Source organism: Commensalibacter sp. A3DC, assembly GCF_047307945.1.
Classification (GTDB): domain Bacteria; phylum Pseudomonadota; class Alphaproteobacteria; order Acetobacterales; family Acetobacteraceae; genus Commensalibacter; species Commensalibacter melissae.
The window spans coordinates 16,719-29,938 of sequence record NZ_JAXOQA010000019.1 but is presented as its reverse complement, the minus strand read 5'-3'; the positions used below and the strand labels follow the sequence as shown (position 1 = coordinate 29,938).

Here is a 13,220-nt window from a genome sequence, read left to right as displayed (position 1 = left end):
TTTAAGAATGTTTTTTACACTTAAAGAAAACTTGTTTGAATATACAAACCTATTCTATAAAATAGATAATCTGAATTACAATTGATGTAGTTATATATTCATATCTTCATGCTACCTAAAAATTTTTCCAAACTTATTCAAAAAAAAGCGATTGAATTGGGATTTGATCAATGTGGCATTTGTGAAGCATCTCTACCACCAGAAAAAGCGGTTTTGCTTAAGGAATTCATTTCTCTCAAACGGCATGGAACCATGCAGTGGTTGGAAGATCGTCTATATTATCGTTCCAGTCCCCACCATTTATGGCCGGAAGTGAAAACGGCAATTGTCTTGGGAGTAAATTATGGCCCCAGGGAAAATCCCCTGGAAAATCTTAAACATCCTGAATGTGCTAATATATCTGTTTACGCCCGTAATCGGGACTATCATGATATAATCAAGGGATGGCTGAAACATTTAGCCCAATTTATATTAAAAGAGACAAAATATTATTCAAATAATGAACAGGTTAAGGTTTTTGTCGATACGGCACCCATCATGGAAAAACCTCTCGCGCAAAAGGCAGGTTTAGGTTGGCAGGGAAAACATACAAATCTGGTTTCCCGTCAATTTGGCAGTTGGCTTTTTTTAGGTGAGATATTGACCACCCTTCATATTCCCCCTCTACCTGCAAGCAAATCACATTGTGGTTCCTGTAAAAAATGCTTGGTTTCCTGTCCAACTCAGGCTTTTCCCGAGCCTTTTAAACTGGATGCAAAACGCTGTATTTCATATCTCACTATAGAATATGCCGGCAGTATCCCCATTGAATTTCGTAAGGCTATGCAAAATCGAATTTACGGTTGTGATGATTGTCTGGCTGTCTGTCCATGGAATAGTTTCGCCAGTCAAAGTCGTCACATCAAGTTACAGGCTCGAACCGAACTTGTTTCACCCCCACTTGCAAAATTTCTTCAATTCAATGAGGAAGATTTCAGAAGTTTTTTCACTGGATCTCCTGTAAAGCGTATTGGTCATTTACGATTTATCAGGAATATCCTGATTGCGGCAGGTAATTCAAATATAGAAAATCTTTTACCACTAATAATAAATTGGAAAAATCATGATAATGCTATTATCAAGGAAACAGCCCAATGGGCATTTGATCAATTTATGATATCCATATAATTGCAAGCCAATCAAAAATCATGTCACGACATTATTTAAAAAAACGCAGTTTTCAAATTTCTGGCCATCGCACAAGCATCGCTCTGGAACAGGACTTTTGGGATATTCTAGATCAAATGGCGGTATCAAAAAATCTTACCCTGCTTCATTTGATTACTGAAATTGATGCAAAACGGTGTGCAAATCATCCGCTATCCTCTATGCTAAGATTAACAGCGTTACATTTTATATTAAAACAAATATAGTTATTTGATTTTTCCAACTTTTTTTTCAATAAAAATCATTGACTGTAATTAAATAAATAAATTATCCCTCATATTACAGATAATATATGCCACGAAAACTTTTAAAATAAATTTGCCTTTTAACAAAAGAATAATAGAATGAAGCAAGTTTAATTCTATTATATTAATTCAATGCCTGTTTTTGGAAAAATTTTTGGAACAATCGCCGGCTTCGCAACAAGTGGTCCTCTTGGAGCATTACTAGGTGCTGCCATTGGTCATGCTGCAGATAAAAACAAACTGTTAAATCCACCTTTGGGAGGATGGGTTGAACAATGGAAACATAAGATCTCTCCCGATCTTGTGGGTGCCAGCACCTATATTGCTGTGCAAATGGCCTCAAATGCCGGTAAAAAAGAGCAAGTTATGGCATTATGTCTCATCATTTTATCTGCCAAGCTTGCCAAATGTGATGGTCCGGTCAACCGAAGTGAGGTTGATTATTTTAAACATCATCTTCATATTCCACCACAACAAGAAAAGCAAATAGGTATGCTTTTTGATCGGGCCCGTTCAAGAGTTGATGATTATCCAAAATTTGCAAAAATTCTTAAACACAATTTCCAAGAGGAAAAAGGCAAACTTGAAAATGTTTTTATCCTTCTATATATGCTGGCCCGTTCTGATTTAAAAAAATCGGAACCTCTTCATCCGCTTGAAGAAAAATATTTGCGACATATCCAGCATATATTCGGTCTCTCAGAACGAGTATGGGATTATGCAACCCAAGGAGGCAGTCCCCGTTCTGTTTCTGACGAACCTGATGCATACGTAATACTTGGGGTTGATCCTAAAACGGATACCGAAACTATCCGCAACCGTTGGCGTGAACTTGTTCGCATCTATCACCCTGACCTTATTGCAGCAAAAGGAGGAGATCCAAAGGAAATTGAAAAGGCAAACCAAAAAATCGTAAAAATTAATGCTGCATGGGATTATATTAAACATAATCGTGGAATTTAATTTCAACAATTTTCTATATAATCGTTTGGATCAGATTCTTAATTTTGAGACATGAGCATAACATAAAAGATCTTTAGTTATTTGTTGTTTTATTACCACAATCAGATCTTTCATGTCTCAATTTTAATTAATACAAATTCTTTTTTCTGTTGTTTAATGATGAATCTGCTATGTTCTGAATTGTTATTGCCTAAATTGTTATGATTATTTATTTAATTCATTTAAATTGTATGATCAAAATTTAAAATTGTTATAACGAATTAAAAGTTAACAAAGGTTGCCATGAATTTCACCCTATTTTCTTTCTTTAATTTTCCAAAATCATCCGAACTGAAAAAAAAGAATTTTTTATTACCTTGCTTAACTTTTCTGGGCTGTCTTGGCATTTTTCTGAATGGATGCAGTAATCCGCCACCAAAAGATCCTGAAGCCTTGGCTGAATATAAACATAATAATGACAAATATGAGCCAACCAATCGTAAAATGTACAATTTTACAATAAAAATGGATAAATATACGCTGAAACCTGTAGCCAAAGCGTATGTATGGGCGGTGCCAAAAGTGGTCCGGAAATCACTCAGCAATATGATACGCACCATGGATGAACCCGTTGTCTTTTTCTCAGATGTCGGGGCAGGTAAATCAAGACGCGCTGGAGATGCTTTTGCCCGTTGGTGTATAAACATGGTGGCCGGAATTGGAGGATTAATAGATGTAGCCGAAATGGCTGGATATAAACATCATGACACCACCCCCGGTATGACTCTGGCCAGTTGGGGCGTAAAATCAGGTCCCTATCTATTCGTTCCCTTCATGGGACCAACCTCTCTACGTGAAGGTGGGGGATCCATCATTGCGGTTGGTCTGTCACCATGGAATTATGTCCCCAGAGGATATGGCTTGATAACTTTTAACTGGGCATATAATATTTTAGGTGTAATAAGTTCGAGGGCTGATTATCTTGATGCGATGAATCAATTGCAACAGGATTCTTTGGATCCTTACGCAACCATCCGAAGTGCCTATCAACAACAGCAAGATGCTGAAATCAAAGCACTTATCGAGGATCATAGAGCAACTGTCCCTGCATGGTATGTTAAATAATTTAGGAGCTATATTTTGAAAATTCATCCCTGTAAAATCTTTTTTCCTGCACTTGCGATTAGCGGTATTCTCCTTGCTGGGAACGTTGTTTCAAAACAAGCGATTTTCCCTCTTATAACCCAAGTTCATGCTTCAGAAGCCACCTATTCCGACAATCAGTTGAAAGAGTGGCTGCGATCCACCGGGAATGAAATGGTTGCCATTGTAAATGCAGATTATTCGAAGACTGAACAAAAAGAAAAATTTCTGCCTATTTTGAATAAATATGTTGATGTCGATGGTATCGCGAAATTCTGTCTGGGGCGTTTTTGGAGGGTCGCCACTTCAGACCAGCAACAAGAATATACCCAGCTTTTTCATCAGGTACTCGTTAATTCAATTACCAATCGGCTTGGAGAATATAAAGGGGTTTCATTTACCATTGGCGAAATTACGTCAACAGAGGGAAACAAAAAATCCATTCAGACTACCTTGAAACGTCCAAAACAGCCAGATGTCGTCATTCAGTGGATTATTGAAATTAAAAATGGCTCCCCAATGGTTGTTGATATTATTGGTGAAAATGCGTCACTTGCCGTAACTCAAAGAGGAGATTACACATCTTTTATTGCACGTCATCAAAATGATGTATCCGCTTTGATTGCAGCCTTAAAACGCCAACTTCAAAACCATTCCTAAATTAAATTGACCATCATAAAATATTTTATGATGGCATAATAATTATCCTGCCAGTAATCATGACTAAAGAGCGTTTTTCAGATCATTTTATAAATGAACTTGAACAGCTGTTCACTTGGCGAAGGGATGTCAGGCATTTTAAACCAGATCCTATACCTGACGAAATAATGGATCAATTATTGTCTTTTGCATGTAAGGCACCTTCTGTTGGATTGAGTGAACCCTGGTACTTTATCAAAATTAACAGACCCGAATTGCGACAGAAAATCCATAATGTTTTTAAAAAAAATAATTTACAGGCAAGCCGTGATTACAGTTCCGATAAACAAAAGCTTTACAATTCTTTAAAACTATCCGGAATGGATGACGCTCCACATCATATTGCTGTTTTTTCCGAACGCAATCCCGATCAGGGCAAAGGCCTAGGACGCAAGACAATGCCGCAAACCACCGCTTACTCAACTGTTATGGCCATATATAGCTTCTGGTTAGCTGCCAGAGCCTATGGTATAGGCGTTGGATGGGTTTCCATCATAACACCAAAGGATATACATCAGATTCTTGAAATACCGGAAACCCTTGAATTTATCGCTTACCTCTGTGTTGGATATCCACAAACGATCCGGGATAAACCAGAGCTTGAAGAAAAAGGTTGGGAAAAGCGTAATTCGCAAAAAAATAAATGGATCATCAAATAGCAATTCAAGATTAAGAATTTCGTGGCATTTTTTACGGTTTAATTAAAAAAAAACCTTTTTAACAGACACTTTTTATGCTTTGCTATAATTTATGAGTTCTTGTTAAATAAATATTGCCTTTCTATATTTACCTTAAAAAAGAAACCATCTTGATATAAAATATAACCCTAAATAACAAGGGAATTAAGTTTATGAGTCATTCTTCAAATGAAGCGTCAACCATAACAACTCAAGACAATAAATTTACCAATTACCCTATTGCCTTAAGTGTTATTTCAATCGTGTTTTTCATGTGGGGTTTCTTAACCTGTCTAAACAACATTTTAATTCCACATCTCAAAACCGTCTTTAACCTTAATTACACACAAGCGATGCTGGTGCAATTCACGTTTTTTGGAGCATATTTTTTAATGTCTGTTCCAGGAGGCAAAATTGTATCCAGACTTGGTTATAAAAAAGGAATCATTACCGGATTGATTATTGCCGCCATTGGAACATTTTTATTCTGGCCGGCAGCAACAATTGCGAATTACTACTTTTTCCTTCTTGCCCTATTTATTTTGGCAACCGGCATTACCATCCTGCAAGTTTCAGCCAATCCTTATGTCACACTTTTAGGGCCACAAAAAACAAGTTCTAGCCGCCTTAACATGGCCCAGGCCTTGAATGCCCTTGGGACGACTGTTGCTCCTTATCTTGGCAGTATTCTAATCTTAACCGGTGCCGCTTATACAATACCCAACAGGATTGCATCCGATCCACAGACCATCCAGTTGATTTCAACTCTTGAAAATAATCCAACAAATGATATAGAGGCAATTTTTGCAAAGGCCTCCAATGAAAATGTTGCATATGCTTTGAAGAACATACCTCCTTATATATACGAAAAGCTTCCGGATTCCCTAATCCAACAAGAATTTCAAAAATTTTCACCCGAATTAATTGGAACAACACTAAACAATATACCAACTGAAAAAAAATTAAGCTTATTAAGTCATTTCACCGCTGAACAAATTGACCAAATTCCAACCGGGTCCTTGGTTGAAGCTCTTGAAAGCTTTTCAACCCTGAAATTGCAACCAATTGATCAGGAAAATCTCACACAGCTCAAACAACATATTTCTGATTCAACCAATACTAAAATTGAACAGTATCGTAAAGAACAAGCTAAATCTGTTCAAACACCTTATGCAGTGCTTGGAATTATCCTTGTTTTACTGGCTGGCTTTGTAGCAATCTTTAAATTACCTACCAACAAAGACGACAATCAAAACCAACAGAAACAAAACTATAAACTTTCTGACGTGTTCAAACATCCTCATGCAGTCTTGGGCGCCATAGGAATCTTCTGTTATGTTGGTGCCGAAGTCGCATTGGGCAGTTTTATGATAAATTATCTGACCTTGCCAGAAATCGGCAGAATGTCTGAACAGCAAGCTGCACAATATGTTACTTTATTCTGGGGAGGCACCATGGTTGGCAGGATTGTTGGATCAGCCGTGATGGTCAAAAGTTCGCCAAGTAAAATGCTAAGTTGGTGTGCAATTATCAATCTCTGTCTATTATTGACAACCATGTTTAGCACAGGGTACGTTGCGGTTTATTCCATCGTGGCGATTGGGTTGTTCAACTCTATAATGTTCCCAACCATATTCTCACTCGGTATTGCAGAAATGGGCCCTCTAACAGAACAGGCATCGAGTTTGTTAGTTATGGCTATTGTTGGTGGTGCAGTCGTACCGTTCATTCAGGGAATGCTAAGCGATGCTATTGGAATTCAGCATGCATTCTTTCTAACCCTGATTTGTTACGCATTTATTCTATATTACGGTGCCAAAGGCTCCAATCCAAAAAAGGTAACAGCATAATTTATTCATAAGTATAATTCTTTAAAAAACCTGAAATCTGGAATACGGATGTGCCTTTAACTGAAAAAAATTTTTTTTGTCCGTATTCTGGATTTTTCATGTCTGCATAAAAATTACAATATACATTACATCATTTGAAATTTTGGTCGGACTATACAGTCATTCTCTCTACGATAATACACTGACATAAGTTAGCATCTTGTATCCATGACGCATGAATTGCTCTTCAACATTCATGCCAATACTTCCAAGAATACGACGAGAGGCTATATTTCTTTCTTTGGTAACCGCCACTATCCGTTGATACCCACGCTCATGGGCGGCCGACAACACAGCAAATGCTGCCTCACGGGCATATCCTTTCCCTTGCGCCCATCCCCATAGTGCAAATCTCAATGCATGCCCACGGTTATCATTGCGCAAGTGTATCCCTGTTATTCCCAAAAATTGACCTGTTCTATTTTGAATATGCTTGCGAACAGTATATATGCCAATCCTATGAGATCCCCAATAAAGAATATCCTCAGCCATTTCCTTTTGCACTTGCCATGAAGTTCGAACACCACCCAACATACTACTAAAGGTCAAAACATCCGTTTTTAAAGCCAAAATATCCGGCATATCCTGCCAATTTACCGGCGATAAAATCAAACGTGAAGTTCTTAAATCCAACCAGTTCACAGATATCAAAACTTACATAAAAAGCCCATCATGACAAAAATCATATGGGCTTTTTCAATTTAAATCAATAATAACCGAAATTATCGTGAAATTGGACGATATTTGATACGACTAGGTTCTGTTGCATCAGGGCCCAGACGCCGTCGCTTATCCTCTTCATACGCTTCAAAATTGCCTTCAAACCATTCGACATGGCTATCCCCTTCAAATGCAAGGATATGAGTTGCAAGACGATCCAGAAACCATCGGTCATGGCTAATGACCACAGCGCAACCGGGGAATTCCTCCAAAGCTTCCTCAAGAACACGCAAAGTATCGAGATCAAGATCATTGGTTGGTTCGTCCAGCAGGATTACATTGCTTTCCTGTTTTAACATTTTGGCAAGATGAACGCGGTTTCGTTCACCACCGGATAGAACACCAACCTTTTTCTGCTGATCCGAACCCTTGAAATTAAATGTTCCAACATAGGCTCTCGAAGGAATTGCCCGCTTACCCAGATAAAGGACATCCGTCCCACCGGAAATTTCTTCCCATACGGTTTTATTGGGATCCAATTCATGACGGGACTGGTCAACATATCCCAACTTTACTGTATCACCAATACGTATCTCACCTTCATCAGGTTTATCAGCACCTATAATCATTTTGAACAGGGTTGATTTACCCGCACCATTTGGACCGATTACCCCTACAATCCCTCCAGGAGGCAATTTGAAGTTCAATTTATCAATTAGTAAACGGTCACCAAATCCTTTGCTGAGATTATCCGCTTCAATAACAACATTACCTAAACGGGGGCCAGGAGAAATATAAATATCCGCAACACCTGTTGCCTTTTCCTGGCTTTGAGAAAGCATTTCCTCATATTTTGCAATACGGGCCTGGCTTTTCGCCTGACGTGCCTTTGGTGAGGAATTGATCCATTGCTGTTCTGCAGCCAGGGCCCGTTGACGTGCACTTTCCTCTTTTTCTTCCTGAGCCAGACGTTTGCGCTTTTGTTCAAGCCATGAAGAATAATTACCCTCGAATGGATAACCACGGCCACGCTCAATTTCCAAAATCCAGTTCGTAACGTTGTCCAGGAAGTATCGATCATGGGTAATCAGAATAACGGTACCAGCATATTCCCGTAATGTCTGTTCTAACCATGCAACACTTTCCGCATCAAGATGATTTGTCGGCTCATCCAATAAAAGAATATCTGGTTTTTCCAGCAACAGACGACACAGAGCGACACGACGTCGCTCACCTCCTGATAATTTATCGACTCTTGCATCAGCTGGTGGACAACGTAACGCATCAAGGGCAATTTCAATTTGACGATCAAGTTCCCAACCATTACCGGCATCAATTTTTTCTTGCAAATCAGCCTGTTCTGCCAACAAGGCATTCATGGTGTCATCATCCATCGGCTCGGCAAATTTCATTGAAATTTCGTTAAACCGATCAACAGCCTTTTTTAAAGGGCCAAAACCTTCGGCAACATTTTCACCAACCGTTTTAGTTTCATCCAGCTGCGGTTCTTGTTCTAAATATCCAACCCTGATTCCATCAGCTGCCCAGGCCTCCCCGCCAAATTCCTTATCCTTGCCTGCCATAATGCGTAATAGAGTTGATTTACCCGCACCATTGACCCCAAGAACACCAATCTTTACCCCAGGCAGAAAAGACAAAGTTATGCCTTTAAACACTTCACGACCACCGGGATAAGCCTTTGTCAAATCTTTCATCACGTATACATATTGAGGCCCAGCCATCGTTAAGAAGCTCCTTATATCATCTATCTAGTATTGAATATTTAGGGGGAAGAACCTGAGACAATCACCGTTATCTTTTATTGCCCTCAGGCTGGATAAAAAGCGTCTGCGCCTGGCAGGACTCGAACCTGCAACCAGGCCGTTATGAGCGGTCGGCTCTAACCAATTGAGCTACAGGCGCGTTGACGCAGCTCATATTTGCCGCAAAACAATCATTTTTGCAAGCGTTTTCTTTACGTTTATCTGAAAAAAACTTTGATTATTACCCATTCCATTCAATTTCATTTATCCATAATCCTGATATTATCAAAAGTTTTAAGATATATTTTTATAATTTTTCCAAAATGTTAGGATAAAGTCCAGATATAACTATCAGGTCATCCCTGTTTAGAAATTTAACCCGTTTCAATATATTGATAAATCAACGGCAATTCGTTAGTATTCCTGTTTTAAATAATAATGGAACATGATTATGGATCTTTCTAAGATTGCACCGGGCAAAGACGTGCCTAATGATATTAATGTTGTTATTGAAATTCCCAAGGGTTCAAAAGTAAAATATGAAATTGACAAAGAAAGCGGTGCTGTTTTTGTTGACCGTATTGTCTTTACCCCCATGGCTTATCCTGCTGCCTATGGATTTATTCCCAACACCCTTGCAGCTGATGGTGACCCTATTGATATGCTGGTTTTGATTCCGGAAGCGGTGGTTCCAGGTTGTGTTATTCGTGCCCGTCCAATCGGTGTTTTAAAAATGGAGGATGAATCAGGCATGGATGAAAAAGTGATCTGTGTTCCACACAATAAAATTCATCCTCTATACTCGAAAATTCATGAAGTTTCAGAGCTTCCAGAAATTACCCGCCAAGAAATCGAACATTTCTTTACCCATTATAAAGATTTGGAAAAGGGTAAATGGGTTAAAATCCAAGGCTGGGACAATAAGGCAAAAGCTTGTGAATTAATTGAAACCGCAATTAAAAAATATAAAAAATAAATATATAGCTTATCAGATAAACTAGGAGCTTAAAATTGCTCCTAGTTTATTATAAAAATCATCAAAGATTAATAATGATTTTTATAATTCATCCTATTTCTTTAAATAAAAGTTGAACGTTTAAATATGCTGGTAGATCTAATTTTTACCAATCTGATTGATGACCCAAAAGATGAAAAATATCTTTACGAATTTTAATCAGTTCTTCCGAGTCTCTATGCCTTGGATAATCCATATTGAGCCGAAATTCACCTATGATATGCGCTGGACGATGCCGCATGACAATAATGCGCGTTGCCAGTAACAATGCCTCCTCAATATCATGGGTTACCATAATTGCCGTGAATTTTCTTTGTTGCCATAAATGAACCAACTCTTTTTGCATTGTGATACGAGTCAGGCTGTCCAATTTTCCCAGTGGTTCATCCAAAATAAGAATGCCTGGATCATTAACCAAGGCTCTGGCCAACGCCACCCTTTGTGCCATGCCACCCGATAATTGTCGAGGGTAGGCATTTTTAAAACTATTCAACCCGATCAGTTCAAGCATCAGTTGAACGGCATGATCGTTCTTTACCTTACGGATTTTGAAACCCAAATTGACATTATCCCAGACTGTCAACCATGGATATAGGGTCGGATCCTGAAAAACAACCACTCTTGATGGATCTGCCTCAGAAATTTCCTGTCCATTTGCCTGAATCAATCCATTCAAAGGTTGCTCAAGCCCCGCTATCATTCGTAACAATGTTGATTTACCACATCCTGATGGGCCCAGTATGACAACAAATTCCTGTGGTTCAATTGTCAGATTAATATCATCCAATACCGGCAAATCATCATTATCCAGACTATAACCATGACTTAAATGTGTGATGTCAATCCTTTGTTTTTCTGCCATACATCCCTACCATTTAATACTTTCTTTTTGCCAACGCAGTAAACGATTCCTAATTTTAAAAAGTAGGGTCATGAAGCTTGTGCACATTACCGCCATGATGATTAAAGCCGCATACATATTTGGATAAGCAGCCCATCCCTGCGCCCATTGCATATAGAACCCGAGGCCTGCTTTTACCCCCAGCATTTCCGCTACGACAAGCATATAGAAACAGGAACCCAAAGCCATGAACATCCCTACAAAAACAAAAGGTAAAGCCGCAGGAATGGCAACATGACGAATCAAGAAGGATGAGCTTGCCCCCATCGTTCGGGCAACATCATAATATCCCGGATTGACCCCTGCGATTCCTGACCATGTCAATACTGCAACAGGAAAAGCGGCGGCAAATGCCATTAACAGTTCACCCGCCAACCAACTGGATGGTATAACGGCAAAAAGTAAAGGTAAAAAAGCTACAGGTGGCAAAGGTCCAAAAAACCTCAATACAGGATGGGCCCAATAGCCAAAACGTAAAGACCATCCCATTCCTATCCCGATTAAAAAGCCAATAAGACAACCAAAAATATATCCCCCCAACAGCAACGTTAGGGAATGTAACAGGGAATCCAGTAGACGATACCAATCTGTTATGAATACATCCAACAATTCCTGTGGTGCACCAAAAAAAGGACGCGGCAGTAATAACCACTTTGCCTGTACAATTTCCCATCCTCCTGTAATAAGAGCCAGAGCCAGCAACCATGGTCCATAATATCTAACTTTATTAAATGGAAGCGTTACTATACAAAAAAACGCTATAATGATACATAGACAGGCAAATTCAGTTGTTCTGGGAAAATCATCAGCATTTTTGATAAAATAGGTAAGAAAAGCAGTCCCAAACCACATTATAAAAGCTGCCAATTGCGGCCAATATGCCATTTTTACTTTTTGAATCATAAAGCAAAAATGTCCTCGGTAACTTTATCGGCATACGCATTTATATCGAGAGAAAGAGGAAAAACACCTATTTGTTTTAATTGCTGTGCATAAAAAGATACATTTTGCCGGAGATTGCTGCCAATAACCTGTTGATGAGTTCCTTCTGATTCAAGAATTTCAGTTAACTGCCCAACAGTTGCCTTGGGCGCATAGGGTTTAAAAATTTCAGCCGCCTCTTCCTTATTATGATGCACCCATTGACCTGCTTCCAGAATTGCCTGAGTAAGTGCCTTACCTACCAATGGATCTTTTCTTATCAGTGACCCTCTTAAACCGACAACACAGCAGGCGATTTTTGCCCATTCACCTGACATATTGGAATCTATAGTGACAAGATGATGTTCCTGCTTAAGTAAATAAGCCAAGGGATCATCCAGTCCTGCAGCCTGGACCGCCTGACGTTTTATAGCCAAAGGTAGAATGTCAGATGGAAACTGACGCCAATTTACGTCTTTTTCAGGATCTATCCCGATTTCCCTGAAACGCATGCTGAAAAAATTTTTTGCTGGTCCACCAATATCTCCAACACCGATTGTCTTACCTTTCAGATCTGCCAGATTCTTTATGGAACTTGTACCAGAAGCCAATAAATGCAAACAGCCAGAATGTAACCCCGCAACAAGTTTAACATCAAATCCCTGCTGTAAAGGTTTCAACCAACGCAGGGCCATACCTGACGCACCATCAGCCTTACCTGTCGACATTGTTTCCAGCATTTGGTCGACAGATCCTGCAAAATCAATAAAATTTACATCCAGATTATATTTACTAAAAAAACCCTTGGCTTGTGCAACTGGAAAGGCAACCGTACATATTGAATCCGCACTCCAAGCAAGTGTTATTTTTCTTGCGGCACCCTGAAGTTTTTGCATTGTTCCCAAATTAGGAAAATGACTATCTCCAGTTTGAGATTGCTCTTCAGCGAAGGCCTGATTTCCACAACGACCGGCGATAAAAGTGGCACCAGAAGCCATTAGAAAGGAACGCGTAAATTTACGACGGCTGATGCGATCAAAATCCATAAGGTTTTTCCTTATTATAAATCAGAGAATTTGGCAAAAAACGTATATATCAGTATTTTTCAATAAAATACAATTTTAATATAACTTAATTTAAAAAAAATTGTAATATACAA

General features: G+C 39.0%; 13 protein-coding genes and 1 tRNA gene. 8 read left to right on the top strand and 6 right to left on the bottom strand.

The window, feature by feature from the left end; translation table 11 throughout:
• The first annotated feature begins 108 nt into the window (after nucleotides 1-108).
• From queG to U0839_RS03680, 7 genes are all read left to right on the top strand, one after another.
• A complete protein-coding gene (gene queG / locus U0839_RS03710) occupies nucleotides 109-1,167 on the top strand; it encodes a tRNA epoxyqueuosine(34) reductase QueG (RefSeq protein ID WP_155568987.1) in 1,059 nt (352 codons plus the stop codon).
• A 20-nt stretch (nucleotides 1,168-1,187) separates the two neighbouring features.
• Entirely contained in the window at nucleotides 1,188-1,412 is a 225-nt protein-coding gene (locus U0839_RS03705; protein ID WP_413550103.1) for a ribbon-helix-helix domain-containing protein, read from the top strand.
• 171 nt (nucleotides 1,413-1,583) lie between these two features.
• A complete protein-coding gene (locus U0839_RS03700; protein WP_413550102.1) occupies nucleotides 1,584-2,414 on the top strand; it encodes a TerB family tellurite resistance protein in 831 nt (276 codons plus the stop codon).
• A gap of 282 nt (nucleotides 2,415-2,696) precedes the next feature.
• Nucleotides 2,697-3,518: a VacJ family lipoprotein gene (locus U0839_RS03695; RefSeq protein WP_155568985.1), complete on the top strand. Its 822-nt coding sequence runs from the start codon at nucleotides 2,697-2,699 to the stop codon at nucleotides 3,516-3,518.
• 15 nt (nucleotides 3,519-3,533) lie between these two features.
• The gene (locus tag U0839_RS03690; protein ID WP_110438693.1) at nucleotides 3,534-4,196 is read left to right on the top strand and encodes a phospholipid-binding protein MlaC; all 663 of its coding nucleotides are present in this window, start codon (nucleotides 3,534-3,536) and stop codon (nucleotides 4,194-4,196) included.
• Nucleotides 4,197-4,255: 59 nt separating this feature from the next.
• Nucleotides 4,256-4,894 (top strand): 5,6-dimethylbenzimidazole synthase, encoded by a 639-nt coding sequence (gene bluB / locus U0839_RS03685; RefSeq protein WP_110438692.1) that lies wholly within the window; start codon nucleotides 4,256-4,258, stop codon nucleotides 4,892-4,894.
• A 191-nt stretch (nucleotides 4,895-5,085) separates the two neighbouring features.
• Complete coding sequence (locus U0839_RS03680; RefSeq protein WP_232349971.1) at nucleotides 5,086-6,762, top strand: sugar MFS transporter; 1,677 nt, start codon at nucleotides 5,086-5,088, stop codon at nucleotides 6,760-6,762.
• A gap of 168 nt (nucleotides 6,763-6,930) precedes the next feature.
• On the opposite strand, the gene U0839_RS03675 is transcribed toward U0839_RS03680, so the two are convergent.
• The 3 genes from U0839_RS03675 to U0839_RS03665 all read right to left on the bottom strand — a co-directional run bounded on the left by U0839_RS03675 (nucleotide 6,931) and on the right by U0839_RS03665 (nucleotide 9,384).
• The gene (locus U0839_RS03675) at nucleotides 6,931-7,443 is read right to left on the bottom strand and encodes a GNAT family N-acetyltransferase (protein ID WP_110438690.1); all 513 of its coding nucleotides are present in this window, start codon (nucleotides 7,441-7,443) and stop codon (nucleotides 6,931-6,933) included.
• Between the two features lie 80 nt (nucleotides 7,444-7,523).
• Nucleotides 7,524-9,203 (bottom strand): energy-dependent translational throttle protein EttA, encoded by a 1,680-nt coding sequence (gene ettA, locus U0839_RS03670; RefSeq protein ID WP_155580155.1) that lies wholly within the window; start codon nucleotides 9,201-9,203, stop codon nucleotides 7,524-7,526.
• 107 nt (nucleotides 9,204-9,310) lie between these two features.
• A tRNA-Ile gene (locus tag U0839_RS03665) sits at nucleotides 9,311-9,384 on the bottom strand.
• A gap of 291 nt (nucleotides 9,385-9,675) precedes the next feature.
• On the opposite strand from U0839_RS03665, the gene ppa reads away from it, so the two are divergent.
• On the top strand, nucleotides 9,676-10,200 hold the full coding sequence (gene ppa, locus U0839_RS03660) for an inorganic diphosphatase (protein ID WP_155565131.1): 525 nt from the start codon (nucleotides 9,676-9,678) through the stop codon (nucleotides 10,198-10,200).
• A 145-nt stretch (nucleotides 10,201-10,345) separates the two neighbouring features.
• Here the strand turns inward: ppa and U0839_RS03655 are convergent, their stop codons facing one another.
• From U0839_RS03655 to U0839_RS03645, 3 genes are read right to left on the bottom strand one after another with little or no spacing between them, the layout of a single operon-like run.
• A complete protein-coding gene (locus U0839_RS03655) occupies nucleotides 10,346-11,101 on the bottom strand; it encodes an ABC transporter ATP-binding protein (protein WP_155565130.1) in 756 nt (251 codons plus the stop codon).
• A 6-nt stretch (nucleotides 11,102-11,107) separates the two neighbouring features.
• Complete coding sequence (locus U0839_RS03650; RefSeq protein WP_155565129.1) at nucleotides 11,108-12,043, bottom strand: ABC transporter permease; 936 nt, start codon at nucleotides 12,041-12,043, stop codon at nucleotides 11,108-11,110.
• Nucleotides 12,040-13,107, bottom strand: a complete 1,068-nt coding sequence (locus U0839_RS03645) for an ABC transporter substrate-binding protein (RefSeq protein WP_413550101.1) — start codon at nucleotides 13,105-13,107, stop codon at nucleotides 12,040-12,042. The genes U0839_RS03650 and U0839_RS03645 overlap by 4 nt, the downstream gene beginning before the upstream one ends.
• Between the last annotated feature and the right edge of the window lie 113 nt (nucleotides 13,108-13,220).